This window comes from Streptomyces rubiginosohelvolus (assembly GCF_014649875.1).
GTDB lineage: Bacteria > Actinomycetota > Actinomycetes > Streptomycetales > Streptomycetaceae > Streptomyces > Streptomyces rubiginosohelvolus.
Genome location: NZ_BMTW01000007.1, coordinates 179,381 through 197,696 on the forward strand (window position 1 = coordinate 179,381; position 18,316 = coordinate 197,696).

17 protein-coding genes are annotated in these 18,316 nt (G+C 71.3%); 4 read left to right on the plus strand and 13 right to left on the minus strand.

The features are described 5' to 3' along the window. Window positions 1–176: 176 nt before the first annotated feature. The 5 genes from cbiE to IE134_RS18205 form a co-directional block, all read right to left on the minus strand. A complete protein-coding gene (cbiE, locus tag IE134_RS18185; protein WP_098896139.1) occupies window positions 177–1,415 on the minus strand; it encodes a precorrin-6y C5,15-methyltransferase (decarboxylating) subunit CbiE in 1,239 nt (412 codons plus the stop codon). Window positions 1,416–1,535: 120 nt separating this feature from the next. Next, a complete protein-coding gene (locus IE134_RS18190) occupies window positions 1,536–2,222 on the minus strand; it encodes a GNAT family N-acetyltransferase (RefSeq protein ID WP_030712457.1) in 687 nt (228 codons plus the stop codon). A 102-nt stretch (window positions 2,223–2,324) separates the two neighbouring features. After that, entirely contained in the window at window positions 2,325–3,191 is an 867-nt protein-coding gene (locus IE134_RS18195; RefSeq protein ID WP_030712456.1) for a MetQ/NlpA family ABC transporter substrate-binding protein, read from the minus strand. A gap of 79 nt (window positions 3,192–3,270) precedes the next feature. Beyond that, a complete protein-coding gene (locus tag IE134_RS18200; protein WP_189431072.1) occupies window positions 3,271–3,942 on the minus strand; it encodes a methionine ABC transporter permease in 672 nt (223 codons plus the stop codon). Further along, window positions 3,939–5,018, minus strand: coding sequence for a methionine ABC transporter ATP-binding protein (locus tag IE134_RS18205; RefSeq protein WP_030712451.1), 1,080 nt, complete (start codon window positions 5,016–5,018; stop codon window positions 3,939–3,941). Before IE134_RS18205 ends, IE134_RS18200 begins: the two co-directional genes overlap by 4 nt. A 604-nt stretch (window positions 5,019–5,622) precedes the next feature. Between IE134_RS18205 and IE134_RS18210 the strand changes: the two genes are divergently transcribed. Together IE134_RS18210 and IE134_RS18215 are read left to right on the plus strand one after the other, a co-directional pair. Continuing rightward, complete coding sequence (locus IE134_RS18210; RefSeq protein ID WP_003970287.1) at window positions 5,623–5,982, plus strand: hypothetical protein; 360 nt, start codon at window positions 5,623–5,625, stop codon at window positions 5,980–5,982. Window position 5,983: 1 nt separating this feature from the next. Further along, entirely contained in the window at window positions 5,984–6,424 is a 441-nt protein-coding gene (locus tag IE134_RS18215) for a hypothetical protein (RefSeq protein ID WP_189431074.1), read from the plus strand. 49 nt (window positions 6,425–6,473) lie between these two features. Here the strand turns inward: IE134_RS18215 and IE134_RS18220 are convergent, their stop codons facing one another. From IE134_RS18220 to IE134_RS18230, 3 genes are all read right to left on the minus strand, one after another. Further along, the gene (locus tag IE134_RS18220) at window positions 6,474–6,977 is read right to left on the minus strand and encodes a GNAT family N-acetyltransferase (protein WP_098020541.1); all 504 of its coding nucleotides are present in this window, start codon (window positions 6,975–6,977) and stop codon (window positions 6,474–6,476) included. Window positions 6,978–7,023: 46 nt separating this feature from the next. Continuing rightward, a complete protein-coding gene (locus tag IE134_RS18225; protein ID WP_030712441.1) occupies window positions 7,024–7,569 on the minus strand; it encodes a sigma-70 family RNA polymerase sigma factor in 546 nt (181 codons plus the stop codon). 123 nt (window positions 7,570–7,692) lie between these two features. Next, a complete protein-coding gene (locus tag IE134_RS18230) occupies window positions 7,693–8,853 on the minus strand; it encodes a glycerophosphodiester phosphodiesterase (RefSeq protein WP_189431076.1) in 1,161 nt (386 codons plus the stop codon). A gap of 263 nt (window positions 8,854–9,116) precedes the next feature. Here IE134_RS18230 and IE134_RS18235 point away from each other — a divergent pair, with 263 nt between their 5' ends. Continuing rightward, a complete protein-coding gene (locus tag IE134_RS18235; protein ID WP_030712436.1) occupies window positions 9,117–9,788 on the plus strand; it encodes a lysophospholipid acyltransferase family protein in 672 nt (223 codons plus the stop codon). 72 nt (window positions 9,789–9,860) lie between these two features. Here the strand turns inward: IE134_RS18235 and IE134_RS18240 are convergent, their stop codons facing one another. Then, entirely contained in the window at window positions 9,861–11,405 is a 1,545-nt protein-coding gene (locus IE134_RS18240; RefSeq protein ID WP_030712433.1) for an MFS transporter, read from the minus strand. After that, entirely contained in the window at window positions 11,402–11,953 is a 552-nt protein-coding gene (locus IE134_RS18245) for a TetR/AcrR family transcriptional regulator (protein WP_030712430.1), read from the minus strand. Before IE134_RS18245 ends, IE134_RS18240 begins: the two co-directional genes overlap by 4 nt. Before the next feature lie 252 nt (window positions 11,954–12,205). Here IE134_RS18245 and helR point away from each other — a divergent pair, with 252 nt between their 5' ends. After that, window positions 12,206–14,371 carry an RNA polymerase recycling motor ATPase HelR gene (gene helR, locus IE134_RS18250; RefSeq protein ID WP_189431078.1) on the plus strand — a complete coding sequence of 722 codons (2,166 nt, stop codon included), beginning with the start codon at window positions 12,206–12,208 and terminating at the stop codon, window positions 14,369–14,371. Window positions 14,372–14,426: 55 nt separating this feature from the next. Here the strand turns inward: helR and IE134_RS18255 are convergent, their stop codons facing one another. From IE134_RS18255 to IE134_RS18265, 3 genes are all read right to left on the minus strand, one after another. Continuing rightward, window positions 14,427–15,398 carry an aldo/keto reductase gene (locus IE134_RS18255; RefSeq protein ID WP_030712423.1) on the minus strand — a complete coding sequence of 324 codons (972 nt, stop codon included), beginning with the start codon at window positions 15,396–15,398 and terminating at the stop codon, window positions 14,427–14,429. Window positions 15,399–15,500: 102 nt separating this feature from the next. After that, window positions 15,501–16,928 (minus strand): argininosuccinate lyase, encoded by a 1,428-nt coding sequence (gene argH, locus IE134_RS18260; RefSeq protein ID WP_098020515.1) that lies wholly within the window; start codon window positions 16,926–16,928, stop codon window positions 15,501–15,503. A 133-nt stretch (window positions 16,929–17,061) separates the two neighbouring features. After that, a complete protein-coding gene (locus IE134_RS18265; protein WP_032788021.1) occupies window positions 17,062–18,258 on the minus strand; it encodes an argininosuccinate synthase in 1,197 nt (398 codons plus the stop codon). Between the last annotated feature and the right edge of the window lie 58 nt (window positions 18,259–18,316).

Below are 18,316 nucleotides of genomic sequence, written 5' to 3' on the forward strand. Positions count from 1 at the left end.
GGCAGTTCTGCCACGGCTCACTGTGGACTGCGCCACGTTGCGCGTCCCCCGGGTTGTGCCGTACCACAGAGCGGACCAAAACAGTCCACTTTTCCGGACATTGACGAACGAAGCGACGAACGTCCGGGCGCGGTACAACAATCGGCCAGCCTACCTCGCGTACCGGGCGTAACGGATCAGGGGGCGAGGTCCGAACGCCCTGCGGAGAGAAGGAACACGACGGACCTCTCCCGCTCGGTCCACACCTCGGTGTCCAGGTCGACGGACTGGAGCAGGGAGCATTCGACGGTGTAGCCGTTGCCGGTGAGGGCCGCGCCGAGCGCCTCGGCCTCGTCCCGGTTGGACGCGTGCGTGACGATGCGTTCCGGCCGCCGGTCGATGACGGCCCGGGCCACCGGGACTCCCCCGCCGCCGATCCGTACGACGTCGGGTTCGGGCAGCCTTTCCAGGATGTGCGGGGCGCTGCCGCGGACGACCTGGACGGGGACGCCGAAGGCGCGGGCGGCGGCCTCGGTGCGGGCGCAGGCGGCCGGGTCGGCGTCCACGGCGAGGACCGCCGCGCCGAAGCGGGCCGCCTCGACGGCGAGGGCGCCGCTGCCGGAGCCGATGTCCCAGAGCAGGTCGCCGGTGCGGGGGCCGAGGCGGGCGAGCTGGGCGGCGCGCAGTCCGGGGAACTCGCCCTCGCCGGACTCCTGCATGCGTTCGGCCCCGGCGGCCCGGTAGGCCTGGGCGGGCAGGGCCCAGCCGCGTATCCCCTGGGGGTAGGCGGGCCGGCGGCCGGCGATCCAGGCGCCGGACGCGGTGGTCTCGGGTCCGCTGCCGATGACGATCACGACGTTGGGGTCGCGCCAGGTGTGGTCGGCGGCCTTGTCGGAGGTGAGGACGGTGACGCGTTCGCGGTCGCTGCCCAGCTCCTCGCAGATGACGAAGGTGCGGTGGACGCCGTCGAGGAGGAGGGCCAGTTCGGCGGGGCCCGCACCCGGTGAGGTGAGGACGGCGACCTTGTGGTGGGCCCGGCAGACGTTGACCGCGCGGCGCAGGGTGCGGGGGTGGGCGACGACGACCTGGGCGTCGTCCCAGGGCATGCCGGCCCGGGCGAAGGCGGTGGCCACGGAGGAGACGGCGGGGACGACCTCGACCTCCAGGCCGTGTTCGCGGGCGCGCAGGGTGCGGACGACGCCGAAGAAACCGGGGTCGCCGTCGGCGAGGACCACGGCGCTGCCGCGGTGTCCGGCGATCCTGCGGGCGGCGAGGTCGACGCTGCCGAGGCGGATGCGTTCGGCGTTCGGGGGCACTTCCGGCAGGGCGAGATGGTGTGCGGCGCCGGCGACGAGCGTGGCGGCCGAGAGCGCGGCCGTGGCCGCTCCGGGCAGTGGCGAGCCGTCCCAGCCGATCACCGTGACCCGGTCGGCCATCGTCGTCTGTCTCCTGGGGTGTCGGAGGGGTGGGGCGTCCACCCGTGTGTGCCGGGCAGGGGTGAGAGTACCTGGTCCGGGCCAAGGGCCAGCAGGGGGCCCACGACAGGTCTTCGGGCTCTACTTCCAGTCGTTGTACGTGCCGTAGCCGCCGGCGTCCGCGAGCTGTTCGGCGACCCCTTCGAGGTCCTCGGGGAGGAGTCCCCAGACGATCAGGTCGGTGCGGATGTCGGTCCAGCCGCCGTCGGTGCCGTTCTCGGTCCGGGTGCGGGCGATGCGGGCGTTGCGCAGGACGCCCTCGCTGATGCAGCCGAGCTTCTGGGCGACCTGCTGGGAGGCGGTGTTGTCGGCGGGGGTGCGCAGCTCGATGCGTTCGAAGCCCTGGTCGCGGAAGAGCCATTCGGCTATGGCGAGCACGGATTCGGTGGCGTACCCCTCGCCGCGGGCCCAGGGGGCGGTGACGTAGCGGACCTCGGTGGAGCGGGTGCGCCAGTCGGTGTTCAGGAGGCGGACGCTGCCGACGAGCCGCTGGGTGAGGAACTCGGTGACGGCGAGGGCGATGCCCTGGCCGCCGGTCCGTTCGGCAGGAGCGATCCTGCGGACCCAGCGCTCGGCGTCGACCTGGGCATAGGGGTTCGGTCCGTCCATCCACGCGACGACCGCCTCGTCGTTCATCATCTCGATGTACGCGGGGATGTCGGCCATCTCGAAGGGGCGCATCACCAACCTGTCCGTGCTGATGGAGATGGACGGAAAGGTGGTAGTCATGCGCAGCTCCATGCCGAGGACCGGGTAAAAGCACAGCATGCAGCATCGGGTCCGCCTTGTGCATGGGCGGGTCGGCACGACGGAGCCCCGCACCTCCGGGCAGGGAGGTGCGGGGCTCCGTCGGCAAGTGCCGGGCTGGGGTCAGGACTTGGCGGGGGCGCCGAAGGCCGGGACGATCGAGCCCTGGTAGGTGTCCTCGATGAACTTCTTGACCTCGTCGGAGTTGAGGAGCTTCGCGAGCTTCTCGACGCGCGGGTCCTTCTCGTTGCCCTCCTTGACGGCCAGGAAGTTGGCGTACGGGTTGCCCTCGGCCTTCTCCAGGGCGATGGAGTCCTTGCCGGGCTTGAGCTTGGCCTCGATGGCGTAGTTGCCGTTGATGACGGCGGCGTCCACGTCGTTCAGGGCGCGGGGCACGGTGGCGGCCTCCAGCTCCTTGAACTCCAGACCCTTCTTGTCGGTGATGTCGCTCAGCTTGGCGCTGGTGCCGACGCCGTCCTTGAGGGTGATGAGGCCGTTCTCGGCGAGCAGCTGGAGGGCGCGGCCGCCGTTGGTGGTGTCGTTGGGGACGGCTATGGTCTGGCCGGCCTTGATGTCCTTGAGGTCCTTGACCTTGTTGGAGTAGAGGCCGAGCGGCTCCAGGTGGACGTTGACCACCGGCACGATGGTGGTCTTCTGCTTGGCGTTGAAGTCGTCCAGGTAGGGCTTGTGCTGGAAGAAGTTGGCGTCGACCTGGCCGTTCTGGGTCGCGGTGTTCGGCAGGACGTAGTCCGTGAACTCCTTGACCTCCAGCTTGAGGCCCTCCTTGTCCGCCAGGTTCTTCTTGACGAAGTTCAGGATGTCGGCGTGCGGCGTCGGGGACGCGGCGACGACGAGGGCCTTGGAGGTGTCTGCGTTCGCGCCGGTCTCGCTCTTGGACGCCGGGTCGGAGGACGTACCGCAGGCGCTGAGGCCGAAGGCGAGGGCGGCGGTGGCGGCGGCAGCTGCGGTGATCTTGATGTTCTTGCGCACGAAAAGTGCCTCTTTCTTGTGGTGGTGCGCCCGGACAAGGAGTTCGGGCTCGGTGGGGACGGAAAGTTCTGGGGGGTCCTCAGGAGGCGGCGCGGCCTCGGCGGGCCAGCAGCCGGACGGTGAGGTCGCCGATCAGCTGGATCACGGTGACGATGACGATCAGCAGCGCGACGGTGATCAGCATGAACTGGTTGTCGAAGCGCTGGAATCCGTAGGTGACGGCCTTGGAGCCGAGTCCTTCGCCGCCGACCGCACCGGCCATCGCGGAGTAGCCGATGAGCACGATGAGGGTGGTGGTGACGCCGGAGACGAGCGAGGGCAGGGCCTGCGGGAGGAGCACCTTGCGGACGATCGTGGGGATGGAGCCGCCCATCGACTGGACCGCTTCGACGAGCCCGTGGTCGACCTCGCGGATCGCCGTCTCGACGAGCCGGGCGAAGAACGGGATGGCGCCGACGGCGAGCGGCACGATCATCGCGGTGGGGCCGATGAAGGTGCCGACGACCCAGGTGGTGAAGGGGATCAGGGCGATCAGCAGGATGATGAAGGGCAGCGAGCGGCCGATGTTCACGATCACGCCGATGACCTTGTTCACCACGGTGTTCTGGAGCAGTCCGCCCTTGTCGGTGAGGACCAGCAGAACACCGAGCGGCAGTCCGCCGACGACGGTGACCAGGGCGGACCACAGCACCATGTAGAGGGTGTCGTAGGTGCCCTGGGTCAGCAGGGGCTGCATTTCGGACCAGGTCACTTGACGACCTCCTTGGTGATCGCGGCGGGCGTCTGCTCCGGTACGGCGGGGGCGGCGGCGGTCGCGGCGCTCTCGCCGTCGACGACCTCGGCCTGGAGGCCCTGCTCGCGCAGGAAGCCGATGGGGACGACGTTCTCCTCGAACCGGCCGGGCAGTTCGATGCGCATCCGGCCGATCTGCTTGCCGCCGACGGTGTCCATCGCGGCGCCGAGGATCGAGATGTCGATGTTGTACGTCCGCGAGAGCTGGGAGATGACCGGCTGGGAGGCCGACTCTCCCTGGAAGGTGACGTCGACGACCGTGCGGTCCGGGCCGGAGGCGGTGCCGCCGACCGGGAACAGCTCCTGGGCCAGTTCGGAGCCGGGGGTGGCGAGGAGTTCACCGACGGTCCCGGACTCGACGATCCTGCCGCGCTGCATGAGCGCCGCGGAGTCGCAGATGGTCTTGACGACGTCCATCTCGTGGGTGATGAGCAGGACGGTGAGGCCGAGCTGCTGGTTGAGGTCGCGCAGCAGCTGGAGGATGGAGCGGGTGGTCTCGGGGTCGAGCGCGGAGGTCGCCTCGTCGGAGAGCAGCACCTGGGGGTCGCCCGCGAGGGCGCGGGCGATGCCCACGCGCTGCTTCTGGCCGCCGGAGAGCTGTCCGGGGTAGGACTTCGCCTTGTCGGCGAGCCCGACCAGGTCCAGCAGCTCCTTGGCCTTGCGGGTGCGAGCCTGGCCGGAGACGCCGAGGATCTCCAGCGGCAGTTCGATGTTGTCCAGGACGGTGCGGGAGTCCAGCAGGTTGAAGTGCTGGAAGACCATGCCGATGCGGGTGCGCGCCCGGCGCAGCTCGGCGCTCGCCCGCCGGCCGCGGCCGGCGAGGGCGGTGAGGTCCTGGCCGGCCACCGTCACGGTGCCGGAGGTGGGGCGTTCCAGGAGGTTGACGCAGCGGATGAGGGAGGACTTGCCGGCGCCGCTCTGTCCGATGACGCCGTACACCTCGCCTTCGCGGACGTGCAGGTCGACGCCGTCGAGTGCGGTGACCTCACGGTCGCGCGACTGGTAGACCTTCGTGAGGCCCGTCGTGGTGATCACAGGGGGTTTCCGTCACTGTCGAGTGCGCGGCGCGGTGTCCGCCGGGCACGGGGCATTCGTCGAGGAGACTGTTCGGGCTGGTGGGCCGGTTTACGTCTCGGCATGGCTTCGGGCGGCGATCGGCCGGGGGTCAGCGCATGCGCGGGCGGGCTCGTTCCAGGGACTGCGAACGGCACAGGCTCGGGTCTCGCTTCGGGGCGCGAGGCTCAGCGGGGGCCCTCAGAAGGCGCGCATTCGACACATACAACGAGCACCGGGCGGGCTGATCGCCTCGGTCGCAAGGGTGCGGCTGCTCGTCGTGGTCATGGGCCCCAGTAAAACAGACGTGAGGTCGCCGTGATCCCGGCTGTCCGCATAGCGGACAGTGGTGGATGGCCGGACGCCTGCCTTCCGGTTAGGCCGCCCGGCTTTGTGAATACGGCTGTGACCTGCGACGACGGGCATGATGCGGGAGTGTGTCCGATGACACCCGGACCCTCAAGGAGCGGAACCTTGACCGCCGGTTGTGTTCAAGGCCACCCTCGCGCGGCCGGGGGGGACAGCCGCCCGCGCGGTGGCCGGGGCCGCACGCGGGCGGGCGTTCCGTCCGTAATACCCTCGACTCATGCTTGACGCCCTGACGGTCGCGGTCGCCGTGACCGCGCTCGCCCTCGCCGCCTGGTGCGGACACGCCGCTTACCGGGACCAGCCGACGAAGGACTGGCATTTCATCGGGATGGCGGTCGTCTCCGTGCTGGCGCTGGCCCAGTTGGTGGTGGGCGTCGTACAGCTCGCGCGCGGGGAGCGGCCGGAGCAGGGCATGGCGGTGTTCATCGCCTATCTGATCGGTTCGTTCGCCGCGGTGCCCGCGGCGGGCTTCCTGTCGCTGACCGAGCGGACCCGATGGGGCTCGGTGACGGTGGCGGCGGGCGCGGTCGTGCTGGCGGTTCTGGAGGTCCGGCTCTATGACATCTGGGGAAACTGACGTGAGCGACACCGACCGCCCCGAGGTGGCCACGGCCCCGAAGCCGCCCTTCGAACTGGGCACGGGGCCCGGCCGGGTCCTGGTCTGGTTCTACGGGGTGTTCACGGTCGCGGCGGCCTCGCGGACGATCGTCGAGATGGCCCGGGGCTTCGACCGCGCTCCGCTCGCCTACTCGCTCTCGGCGGTCGCGGCCGTGGTGTACGGCTTCATCACGTACTCGCTGGTGCGCGGCGGGGAGAAGGCCCGCAGGGCGGCGCTGGTGTGCTGCGCGGCGGAGCTGCTGGGCGTGCTGGTCGTCGGCGCGTGGACGCTGGCCGAGCCGGCCACGTTCCCGGACGCGACGGTGTGGTCGGACTTCGGGATGGGCTACCTCTTCATCCCGGTGATCCTGCCGGTCACCGGGATGATCTGGCTGCGCCGCGCGAAGACGGTGGCGGTCTGAGCCCGGGGCTCCGCCCGGTCCGTTCCGCCCGGCCTCGCGCGGCGTCCGGTCAGGCGCTGGCCACGAAGTCCCGGTCGGCGGCGTCCTTCTCCAGCAGGATCAGGCGTACGCCGTCGGCACCGGTGACGGCGCCCACCTGCGCGTATCCGGCCTTGCGGTAGAGCCGGAGATTGCTCTCGCTGCGGTGGCCGCTGTGCAGCCGGTAGCGGGTCGCCGCCCGCTCGGCGGTCAGCGCCGATTCGGCGGCCAGCAGCAGCCGGGCGCCGAGGCCGTGGCCCTGGAGCCGGGGGTGGACGCAGAGCTTCCCGATCAGGCCCGTGCCGTCGGGGTCGGTGAACCCTCGGACCGAGCCGACGACTTCGTCCCCGAGCCGGGCCACGAAGACCAGGTCGTCGGCGACTTCGGCGCGCAGTGAGTCGAGGGTCTGGACGAGCGGGTCGATCCGGTAGTTGTCGTACAGCTCCGCCTCGCGCTGGAAGCAGAGGTACTGAAGTCTGAAGATCTGCTCGACGTCCTGTGCCGTCGCCGCCGAGATGGTCACGCTCATGCCCATGTGTGCACGCCTCCCGCTCACCTGTCCGCCGGTTGCCTACCGCTCCCTATCCCCGCACGGATGGGGCGACAACCTCCGCAGCCAGCATTCTGCGCAGACATCCAAGGCAACGGGAACGGATCGGGCCCAAACTCCCCTGTGACATACCCAACTCCCCTGCGATTTCCCGGTAGGTCGGGTCGCCGGGGTCGAGTAACGCCTCCAGCAGCCGGGGGCAGCGTCCGGGCAGCCGGGCCATCGCGGAGCGCAGCGCCCGGCGTTCGGCGGCCCCGAGCGCGGCGCGTTCCGGGCAGCCGGCCGGCCCGGCGACGGGTTCCGTTCCGGCGTACGGGCGTTCCCGCCGGACCGTGCGCCGGCCGCGGCGGGCCTCGGCCCGTACGGTGTCGCGGACCCAGCGGGCGGCGTCGGCGGGCGGGCCTGCGGCGGCCGGGCGCTCCAGCAGCCGCACCCAGACGCTCTGTTCGAGGTCGGCGGGTTCGACTCCGGCGGCCGGGGCCTCGGCCCTCGCCTCCGCGCGCACCAGGGGTTGCAGGGCGTGGACGACGCGGGCGGTGGAGGAGGCGGGGTCGAGGTCATGATCGAGAAGCGTCATGCCCCGGCGGACGTGCCGGTGGGGGCGGCCGGTTGCTCCGGCCGCGCCGCACCACCCGACCGGGGCATGCGGGGGCGTACGGCTGACGGCGCGCCCCGCGTAAACGGCAGGCGCGCCGCGGCGTCAGCGTTCCGCGTGGTCCGCCGCGGCGAGCAGCGCCGTGTCCGGGTGGTCGGCGAAGATGCCGTCGATGCCGGTGGCGAAGTAGGCCGCGCAGGCGCCGAACACGTCCCCGTAGGCGTTGGGGTCGGTGCCGCGCCGGAAGTCGGCGGGCAGGAAGCTGTTCTCGTTGCGCAGGGTGTACGGGTGGAGCAGCAGGCCCTTGGCGTGCGCGTCCCGTACGAGCGTGGTCGGGGTGGTGAGCCGCCCCGAGGCGTCCTTGGGGATGACCAGGTCGAGGGTGGGGCCGATGCCCTGGGCGAAGGAGGCCATCCACTTCAGGCCGGCGGGCTTCACCAGATCGGCGACCGTGCGCGGGTCGCCCGACTCGACGAAGTCCCAGGGGCGCTCCTTGGGTCCGGACAGCAGGACGATGCGCGGGGTGTCGACGAGCCGGGCCAGGCGCTGGACCGAGCCGGGCTCGAAGGACTGGAGGATGAGGGCGGAGTTCCTCCGGTCCCGGCCGTACCGGCGCAGCAGCCGGGCGAGCGGCTCCTCCAGGCCGAGGCCGAGCTTGCGGAAGTAGGTGGGGTGCTTGGTCTCGACGTACAGCCAGACGGGCTTTCCGCGCTTGCGGCCCTCCTTCTCGGCCCAGCGCAGGACCTCCTCGAAGGTGGGGACCGTCCACCGGCCGTTGTAGAGGGTGTTGTCGGGACGGTTGCCCGGGATGCGCTCCTTGGCCCGCAGGGTCTTGAGCTCGGCGAGGGTGAAGTCCTCGGTGAACCAGCCGGTGTAGGAGACGCCGTCGATGCTCTTGGTGGCCTTGCGGCCGGCGAACTCGGCGTGGTCGGCGACGTCGGTGGTGCCGGTGATGTCGTTCTCGTGACGGCAGACGAGATGGCCGTCCTTGGTCGGCACGAGGTCCTGCTCGACGATGTGCGCGCCCATGTCGAGGGCCAGCTGGTAGGAGCCGAGGGTGTGCTCGGGGCGGTAGCCGCTGGCCCCGCGGTGGCCGATCACCGTGGGTACGGGCAGATCGCGCAGCGATCCGTGGCCGCCCGTGCCGTGGCCGCGGCCCCGCTCGGCGGCCTGGGCGGCGGCGGGCAGGCCGAGGGCCGCGGTGCCGAGGACCGCGGCGCCCAGAAGGGTCCGCCGGCCGGGGGTCTTCCGCGCACGCTCCGTCATGAATGCTCCTCGCTTGGTGATGTCCGGGACCGGTCGAGCGAGGCCCGATCGTAGGCTGGGAGACGTAAGAGAGGACGGACCTTCGGCCAACGTGGCGGAAACACATGTCAACACCGCGTATCCGCTCCGTGAACCCGATGTGCGATCAGCGCATACCCGCGAGTATCGTCCTCACCTGCACCGACCATCATCCGTCGGCACCGGCCACCGCCCGTGGGACCCGTTCCCGCGCGGCCGGCCCGGCCACGACACCGGAGGAACCGTTGTCCCGTCTCACGGTCATCAAGGCAGTGCTCGGACCGATTCTGCGCCTGATGTTCCGCCCCCAGGTGGAGGGCGCCGAGAACATTCCCGGGACCGGCCCTGTGATCCTCGCGGGCAACCACCTGACGTTCATCGACTCGATGGTCATGCCGATCTGTGTCGATCGGCCGGTGTTCTACATCGGCAAGGACGAGTACGTCACGGGCAAGGGGTTCAAGGGCCGGCTGATGGCCTGGTTCTTCACCGGCTGCGGCATGATCCCGGTGGACCGGGACGGTGGCCGGGGCGGTGTCGCGGCGCTGATGACGGGCCGCCGGGTGCTGGAGGAGGGGCAGGCCTTCGCGATCTACCCCGAGGGCACCCGCTCCCCCGACGGCCGGCTCTACCGGGGCCGTACGGGCATCGCGCGGCTGACGCTGATGACGGGTGCGCCGGTGATCCCGTTCGCGATGATCGGCACCGACAAGCTGCAGCCGGGCGGCGCGGGTCTGCCCCGGCCGGGCAAGGTCACGGTGCGCTTCGGGGAGCCGATGGAGTTCTCGCGCTACGAGGGCATGGACCGCGACCGCTATGTGCTGCGGGCGGTGACGGACTCGGTGATGGCCGAGGTGATGCGGCTGTCCGGCCAGGAGTACGTGGACATGTACGCGACGAAGGCGAAGGCGGCCTGATTTCGTAGGCCGCGCCGACGCGGGAAGGGCCCGCACCCCACTTCGGGGTGCGGGCCCTTCGTCGTACACCCCTTACGGGTGCTCGATGCCGTCCTCCAGCTTCTGGCCCCGCAGCAGGAACCAGGCGGCGACGGCCGCCGCCAGCAGGACCGCCGCGCCGACGCCCGCGGCCGACCGCAGTCCGTCGACGAACGCCTCCTGGGCCGCCGAGACCAGCGGCCCCGCCTGCGCGGCGGGCAGCGCCGCGGCCGATTCGACCGCACCGCCCAGCGACTCGTGGGCGGCCGACTCGACATCGGCGGGGATGCCGGACGGGGTCGGGAAGCCCCGGTAGACACCGGTGACGATGGAGCCGAGCAGAGCGATGCCGAGGGCGGCGCCCAGTTCGTACGCGGTCTCGGAGACGGCGGACGCGGAGCCCGCCTGCTCCTTCGGGACGCTGGAGAGGATCACGTCGGCGGTGACGGTGAAGGCGAAGCCCGCGCCGACGCCGACGACCAGCAGCATCGCGCCGAGCAGCGGATAGCCGGTGTGCTGGTCGAGCAGGGTCACACTGCCCAGGGCGAGACCGACCGCGGCCAGGCCGCCCGAGACGACGGAGCGGACCGAGAAGCGGCGGGCCGCGAATCCGGCCAGCAGACCGGCGGTCACCGCGCCGATCGCGGCGGGCAGTTCGGCGAGTCCGGCCTCCAGCGGGCCGCGGCCCTGGACCAGTTGCAGGAACTGGGAGAGGAAGAAGACCAGGCCCGACAGTCCGAGGATCGTCAGCAGGTCGGCGAGGACCGCGCCGGAGAAGCCCCGGTGGTGGAAGAGCCGCATGTCCAGCAGGGGTGCGGGCAGCCGCAGTTGCCTGCGGACGAACCAGGTCAGCGCGCCGACGCCGACGACGGCGGCCACGGCCGAGTCCCAGCTCACTCCGTGCGAGGCCGTCTCCTTGATGGCGTACACGACACCGATCATGCCGACCAGGGAGAGCCCGACGCTGAGCATGTCCCACGGGCCGGGGGCCGGGTTCTTGGACTCGGGGATCAGCTTGATGCCGACGACCACGAGGACGGCCATCACGGGCAGGTTGATGAGGAAGACCGAGCCCCACCAGAAGTGTTCCAGCAGGAATCCGCCGACGACCGGGCCGACGGCCGCGCCCGCCGAGGCCATGGCGCCCCAGATCCCGATGGCGAGGCTGCGCTCGCGCGGGTCGTGGAAGAGGTTGCGGATCAGGGCGAGCGTGGACGGCATCAGGGTGGCGCCCGCGACACCGAGGAGCGCCCGGGCCACGATCATCATCTCGGGCGTGGTCGCGTACGCGTTGAGCACGGAGACCGCGCCGAACGCCACGGCGCCGACCAGCAGCAGCTTCTTGCGGCCGATGCGGTCGCCGAGGCTGCCCATGGAGACGAGCAGGCCGGCGATGACGAAGGAGTAGACGTCACCGATCCAGAGCAGCTGGGTCCCGGTGGGCTCCAGGTCCTCGCTGAGGAACGGGGTGGCGAGACCGAGGACGGTGGCGTCCACGGCCACCAGCAGCACGGCGAGGACGAGGACGGCGAGCGCGATCCACCGCCCTGGACGGCGTACCGCGTCCATGGTGTCCGGGTTCTTCTCGGTGCTGATCATTGCTCCACGCTCCGGCGTGCTCCGCCGAGCAGCAGCTCGACGATCATGTACTGGAAATCCTGTGCGGCGACCCGGCCCGCCTGGATGGACCAGGCTCCGGTGCCGACGAGGCCGTAGAGGGCCTCGGTCAGCCAGGCGGGGGTGAGGTCGATACGGAACTCGCCGCGTTCCTGGCCGCGGCGGAAGAAGGCGGAGACGCGGGCGTCGGCCCGGTTCCAGCCCTCGTTGACCTCGTCGCCCTCGAAGAGCTGGTTCTCGTTGACGAGGAAGGACATCAGCCCGGCGCTGGGCTCGACGGCCGCGATGAGTCGCCGCAGCCCCTCCTCCGAGGTGTCCTCGTCGAGCCGGGCGGCGTCCAGGGCCGCCTCGAACTCCTGGAGACCGAGGTTCTCCAGCGCCTTCACCAGGGCGTCGCGCCCGGCGAAGTGGCGGTGGAGGGTGGCCCGGCCGATACCCGCCGCCTTGGCGACCTCGTCCATGGTGGCGGTCGATTTACGGGTCAGCAGGGCGGCGGCGCTGCGCAGCACCTGCTCACGGTCGAGTGTCATGAGACGAACATAACCCATGTGAGACATCTTCGTCTCATCGAAGAGCGTGCGGGCTCACCCGGGGGCGAACCGGGCGCGGCGGGATGGGACCGGGAAACAAAAAAAGTGGCCGGAGGAAGAACCTCTCCTGGCCACTCTCAACTTATAGCGCATGGGGGGTCTTGCCGCAAGGCCCCCCAAATGCCGCAGAATCGTCCGCCGTAGCCGGGACGGGGCACCGCCCCGTAAGCACCGCAGATCGGAACTGACGACGTGACACCCCTGACCACCAGCGCGTTCGACCTCCCCGACCGGCTCTCCCCCAAGGCCGACCCGGCGCTGATCACCGAGGACGAGCAGCACTTCGCGGCCATCGCCCACTGCCTGGAACAGTCGATCGCCGAGCTGACCGACCGGCTCGCGGCCGAGCGCCGGGCGCCCGGCGGGGCGAGCCGGGCCGCGATGGACCGGGACGTGGAGATCCACCGGCTGACCGCCCGGCTGCGCACCCTGCGCCGGTTCGGCCTCGACCTGTGTCTCGGGCGCATGGTCCCCGCGGACGGCTCCGGGCCGCTGTACGTAGGGCGGCTCGGCCTCACCGACAGCACGGGCCGCCGGCTGCTGGTCGACTGGCGCTCCCCCGCCGCCGAGCCGTTCTTCGGCGCCACCCACGGCGACCCGATGGGCCTGGTGAGCCGCCGCCGCTACCGGTGGACCGGCGGCCGGGTCGGCGACTACTGGGACGAGGTGTTCGCGCCGGAGGGGCTCGCCGGGCATGCCGCGCTGGACGACCGGTCCGCGTTCATCGCGAGTCTGGGCTCCGCCCGGTCGGCCCGGATGCGCGATGTGCTGGGCACCATCCAGGCCGACCAGGACGCCGTCATCCGGGCGGGCTCCCGGGGCGCGCTCGTCGTCGACGGCGGGCCCGGCACGGGGAAGACCGTCGTCGCCCTGCACCGCTCCGCCTATCTGCTGTACGCCGACCCGCGCCTGGGCCACCGCCGCGGCGGCGTGCTGTTCGTCGGGCCCAACGAGCCCTATCTCGGGTACGTCGCCGATGTCCTGCCGAGCCTCGGCGAGGAGGGGGTGCAGACGTGCACCCTGCGGGACCTGGTCGCCGAGGGCGCGGCGGCGGAGCCCGAGACCGATCCGGAGGTGGCCCGGCTGAAGGCGTCGGCGGAGCTGGTGGCGGCGGTCGAGCCGGCCGTCCGGTTCTACGAGGAGCCGCCCTCCGAGGGCGTACGGGTGGAGACGCACTGGTCGGACATCTGGCTGAGCGCCGCCGACTGGGCCTCGGCGTTCGGGGCGCCGGATCCGGGCACGCCGCACAACGAGGCGCGCGAGCAGGTCTGGGAGGAACTGCTCACGATCCTGGTGGACAAGCACGACGGCGACGCCCCGGCGGAGCAACTGCGCGCCTCGCTGCGGCGGAACCGGGAGCTGTTCGCCCTCTTCGACCGTGCCTGGCCGCTGATCGAGGCGGCCGACCTGGTCGCCGACCTCTGGTCCGTACCCGCGTATCTGCGCAGGTGCGCCCCCTGGCTGACCACCGAGGAGGTCCGGCGGCTGCGGCGGGCGGACGCGCAGGCCTGGACGGAGTCCGACCTGCCGATCCTGGACGCGGCACGGCTGCGGCTCGGCGATCCGGAGGCGTCCCGGCGCCGGCGCCGCCACGAGGCCGCGGCCGCCGCCGAGCGGGAGCAGATGGACCGGGTCGTCGAGAGTCTGCTCGCCGACGAGACGCTGGCCGACGCCGATGCGGACGGTGAGGGGGCGCTGGTGATGCTGCGTGGGGAGGACCTGCGGGAGTCCCTGGCCACCGCCGACCGGCCGAGCGGGGTCGAGCCGGACCTGCTGGCCGGGCCGTTCGCGCACATCGTCGTGGACGAGGCCCAGGAACTGACCGACGCCCAGTGGCAGATGCTGATCCGGCGCTGCCCGTCCCGCAGCTTCACCGTCGTCGGGGACCGGGCGCAGGCCCGGAACGGGTTCCCCGAGACCTGGCGGGAGCGGCTTGAGCGGGTCGGTCTCGACCGGATCACCCTGGCCTCGCTGACCGTCAACTACCGCACGCCGGAGGAGATCATGGCGGAGGCGGCACCGGTCGTCCGGGCCGCGCTCCCCGACGCCAATGTGCCGGTCTCCGTCCGCAGCAGCGGCATCCCGGTCGCCCACGGCCGCGCCGAGGACCTGGACACCGTCCTCGCCGACCGGCTCGCCGCGCACGAGGACGGGACCGCCTGTGTCATCGGCGCCCCGGACTTCCGGCCGACGGCCCGGGTGCGGTCGCTGACCCCGGAGCTGTCGAAGGGCCTGGAGTTCGACCTGGTCGTGCTCGTCGAACCGGAGACGTTCGGCGAAGGCGTCCGGGGGGCGGTGGACCGGTATGTGGCGATGACCCGGGCGACCCGGGAACTCGTGATCCTCACGCGTCCCTGAGGCCGCCGGGCCGGGTCGGCGGGGCGGCACGGCAGGCCGCCCGGCCGGGTCGGCGTCAGTGCCAGGGCAGCCCGGCGCGGTGCCGCCAGTACGCCTCCGGCTCCTCGACCAGGGCGTCGAGGCTCGCCCGCTGCTCGTCGTCCAGGTCGACGACGGCGGCGTGCAGATTGCCGGAGAGCTGGGCAGCCGTGGCGGCGCCGGAGAGCACGACGCCCGCCCAGGGCTGGTGCAGGACGAGTGCCAGGGCCACCGCGTCGCCGCCCACCCCCGCGTCGGCGGCGATCTCCTGGAACACGGCGGGGGCCTCGTCCCCGGCGAGCCGCCCGTTGGCCATGCCCTCCTTGACGATCACGGTGAGCCCGGCGTCGTGGGCCTCGGCGAGCGCGGGCGCGGCCGAGGTCTCCAGGGCGTTGTAGGTGGCCTGGACCGTACGGAAGAGGGGCTCGCCGTCGACCGTGACGGCGAGGGCGGCCCGGATCGCGTCGGCCTGGGCGGGCCCGCTGGTGGAGAGGCCGACCGTGACGCCGTCGGCGGCCAGGGCGGCCAGCCGGTCGAGCAGTTCCTTGTCGGTGAGCGCCGGGCTGTCCGGGGTGACCGAGTGGACCTGGTAGAGGCTGAGCCGGTCGCCGAGGAGGTCGCGGGTCTCGGCGTACTGGCGCTCGAAGGTGGCGAGACTGTGGTCCTTGACCTCGTGGTGCTCGGCCTCGACGCTCCAGTCGGCGGTGTAGGTGTAGCCCCATTTGGAGCCGACGACGAGGTCGGTGAAGGAGGGCCGGGCGTCCAGCCACTCGGCGAGGAACTCCTCGGCGCGGCCGTAGGAGCGGGCGGTGTCGACGTACCGGACGCCCTGCGCGTAGGCCGCGTCCAGGAGCTCGTGGGTGCGAGCGCGCAGGGCGTCGGGATCGCGGTCGGCGGGCAGGTCGCGGTCCCGGTGGAGGTTGATGTAGCCGGGCCTCCCGACGGCGGCCAGGCCGAGTCCGATGTGGGCGGTCGGGGTCGTCGCGGCGGCCAGGGCGGCGAAGGGCATCGCGGGCTCCTCGGGGTCGGGTTTCGGTTACTCCTACCCCGGTGAACGTAGCTCGCGACACCCTTCGTGGACCTCTTACGACACCGCCACCACCTGCTGCCCTTACTGGCGGGCGGTCGCCCAGGCGTGCTGGGCGGCCAGGTCTTCCTTCACCTCGGCGAGCTGCACGGCGACGGCGGAGGGGGCCGTCCCGCCCCGGCCGTCGCGGGAGGCGAGGGCGCCCCGCACGTTGAGGACCGTGCGGACCTCGGGGGTGAGGTGCTCGGAGATCTTCGCGAACTGCTCGTCGGTGAGCTGGTCCAGCTCGATGCCGTGCTGCTCGCACTCCTTGACGCAGGCGCCGGCCACCTCGTGCGCCACCCGGAAGGGGACACCCTGCTTGACCAGCCACTCCGCGATGTCGGTGGCGAGGGAGAAGCCCGCCGGGGCCAGCTCCTCCATGCGCTCGCGGTTGACGGTGAGGGTGGCCATCATGCCGGTGAAGGCGGGGAGCAGGACTTCGAGCTGGTCGCAGGAGTCGAAGACGGGCTCCTTGTCCTCCTGGAGGTCCCGGTTGTACGCGAGCGGGAGCGCCTTCAGCGTGGCGAGGAGACCGGTCAGATTGCCGATGAGGCGGCCGGACTTGCCCCGGGCCAGCTCCGCGATGTCCGGGTTCTTCTTCTGCGGCATGATCGAGGAGCCGGTGGAGAAGGCGTCGTGGAGGGTGACGAAGGAGAACTCCTTCGTGTTCCAGATGATGACCTCCTCCGCGATCCGGGAGAGGTTGACGCCGATCATCGCGGTGATGAAGGCGAACTCCGCGACGAAGTCCCGCGAGGCGGTGCCGTCGATGGAGTTGGCGACCGAACCGTGCTCGAAGCCCAGGTCGGCGGCGACCGCCTCGGGGTCGAGCCCGAGCGAGGAACCGGCGAGTGCCCCGGAGCCGTACGGGGAGACGGCCGTGCGCTCGTCCCACTGGCGCAGCCGCTCGGCGTCCCGGGACAAGGACTGCACATGGGCGAGCACGTGGTGGGCGAAGAGGACGGGCTGGGCGTGCTGGAGGTGGGTCCGGCCCGGCATCGCGACGTCCGCGTTGGCCTCGGCAAGGCCGACCAGCGCGCCCTGGAGGTCGGCGATCAGGCCTCCGATGATCCGGGCGTGGTCGCGCAGGTACATCCGGAAGAGCGTGGCGATCTGGTCGTTCCGCGACCGGCCGGCCCGCAGCTTGCCGCCGAGGTCGGGGCCGAGCCGCTCCAGGAGCCCGCGCTCCAGGGCGGTGTGGACGTCCTCGTCGGCGATGGTGCCGGTGAAGGAGCCGTCCGCGACGTCGGCTTCGAGCTGGTCGAGGCCTTCCTGCATCCGGGTCAGCTCGTCCTCGGTGAGCAGGCCCGCCTTGTTCAGGACACGGGCGTGGGCGCGGGAGCCGGCGATGTCGTACGGGGCGAGCCGCCAGTCGAAGTGGACGGAGGCGGACAGCTTGGCCAGCGCCTCGGCCGGTCCGTCGGCGAACCGCGCGCCCCAGAGCCGGACGTCACCGTTGTTGCTGCTCACTGCGTGCTCCTCAAAAAGCAAAGGCAAAGGCCCAGGCGTAGGCCGGGGTGCGGATATGCGGCCGCCTCCCTGCCGCGGGACGACGGGGAGGCGGCTGTACAACGAGAAGGGGTCAGGCGAGGTACGCGTCAGGCTATGCCTGCAGATCACGCTTCGCGGCGATCTTCGAGGAGAGGCCGAAGATCTCGATGAAGCCCTGCGCCTTGGACTGGTCGAAGGTGTCGCCCGAGTCGTAGGTGGCGAGGTTGAAGTCGTACAGCGACTCCTCGGACTTCCGGCCGGTGACGACGGCGCGGCCGCCGTGCAGGGTCATCCGGATGTCGCCGGTGACGTGCTGGTTGGCCTCGTTGATGAAGCCGTCCAGGGCCCGCTTCAGCGGGGAGAACCACAGGCCGTCGTAGACCATCTCGCCCCACCGCTGCTCGACCTGCCGCTTGTAGCGGGCCAGCTCGCGCTCGACGGTGACGTTCTCCAGCTCCTGGTGGGCGGTGATCAGCGCGATCGCGCCGGGCGCCTCGTACACCTCACGGGACTTGATGCCCACGAGCCGGTCCTCGACCATGTCGATCCGGCCGATGCCCTGGGCGCCGGCCCGCTCGTTGAGCTGCTGGATCGCCTGGAGGACGGTGACGGGGCGGCCGTCGATGGCGACCGGGACACCCTCCTTGAAGGAGATGACGACCTCGTCGGCCTCGCGCTGGAGGGCCGGGTTCTCGGTGTACTCGTAGATGTCCTCGATCGGGCCGTTCCAGATGTCCTCCAGGAAGCCCGTCTCGACGGCCCGTCCGAAGACGTTCTGGTCGATGGAGTACGGGGACTTCTTGGTGGTCGCGATCGGGAGGTTCTTCTCCTCGCAGAAGGCGATCGCCTTGTCCCGGGTCATCGCGTAGTCCCGGACCGGGGCGATGCACTTCAGGTCGGGGCCGAGCGCGGAGATGCCGGCCTCGAACCGGACCTGGTCGTTGCCCTTGCCGGTGCAGCCGTGGGCGACGATCCCGGCGTTGTGCTTGTGGGCGGCGGCGACGAGGTGCTTGACGATGGTCGGCCGGGAGAGGGCCGAGACCAGCGGGTAGCGGTCCATGTAGAGGGCGTTGGCCTTGATCGCCGGGAGGCAGTACTCCTCGGCGAACTCGTCCTTGGCGTCCGCGACCTCGGCTTCGACGGCACCGCAGGCGAGCGCGCGCTTGCGGATGACGTCCAGGTCCTCGCCGCCCTGGCCGACGTCCACGGCAACGGCGATGACCTCGGCGTTCGTCTCCTCGGCGATCCAGCCGATGGCGACGGAGGTGTCCAGGCCGCCCGAGTAGGCGAGTACGACGCGCTCGGTCACGGGTTTCTCCTTACGGTGCAATCACTGATGGGTATAACTATGCGGTCCTCCGTATTGT

Coding starts and splice junctions, on each gene's coding strand:
- cbiE (WP_098896139.1), bottom strand. CDS start 1,415: ATGGCCGACCGGGTCACGGTGATCGGCTGGGACGGCTCGCCACTGCCC.
- IE134_RS18255 (WP_030712423.1), bottom strand. CDS start 15,398: ATGCCCTTCGCCGCCCTGGCCGCCGCGACGACCCCGACCGCCCACATC.
- IE134_RS18230 (WP_189431076.1), bottom strand. CDS start 8,853: ATGACGGAGCGTGCGCGGAAGACCCCCGGCCGGCGGACCCTTCTGGGC.
- IE134_RS18220 (WP_098020541.1), bottom strand. CDS start 6,977: ATGGGCATGAGCGTGACCATCTCGGCGGCGACGGCACAGGACGTCGAG.
- IE134_RS18190 (WP_030712457.1), bottom strand. CDS start 2,222: ATGCTGTGCTTTTACCCGGTCCTCGGCATGGAGCTGCGCATGACTACC.
- IE134_RS18240 (WP_030712433.1), bottom strand. CDS start 11,405: ATGATCAGCACCGAGAAGAACCCGGACACCATGGACGCGGTACGCCGT.
- IE134_RS18225 (WP_030712441.1), bottom strand. CDS start 7,569: ATGACGCTTCTCGATCATGACCTCGACCCCGCCTCCTCCACCGCCCGC.
- IE134_RS18245 (WP_030712430.1), bottom strand. CDS start 11,953: ATGACACTCGACCGTGAGCAGGTGCTGCGCAGCGCCGCCGCCCTGCTG.
- IE134_RS18210 (WP_003970287.1), top strand. CDS start 5,623: ATGCTTGACGCCCTGACGGTCGCGGTCGCCGTGACCGCGCTCGCCCTC.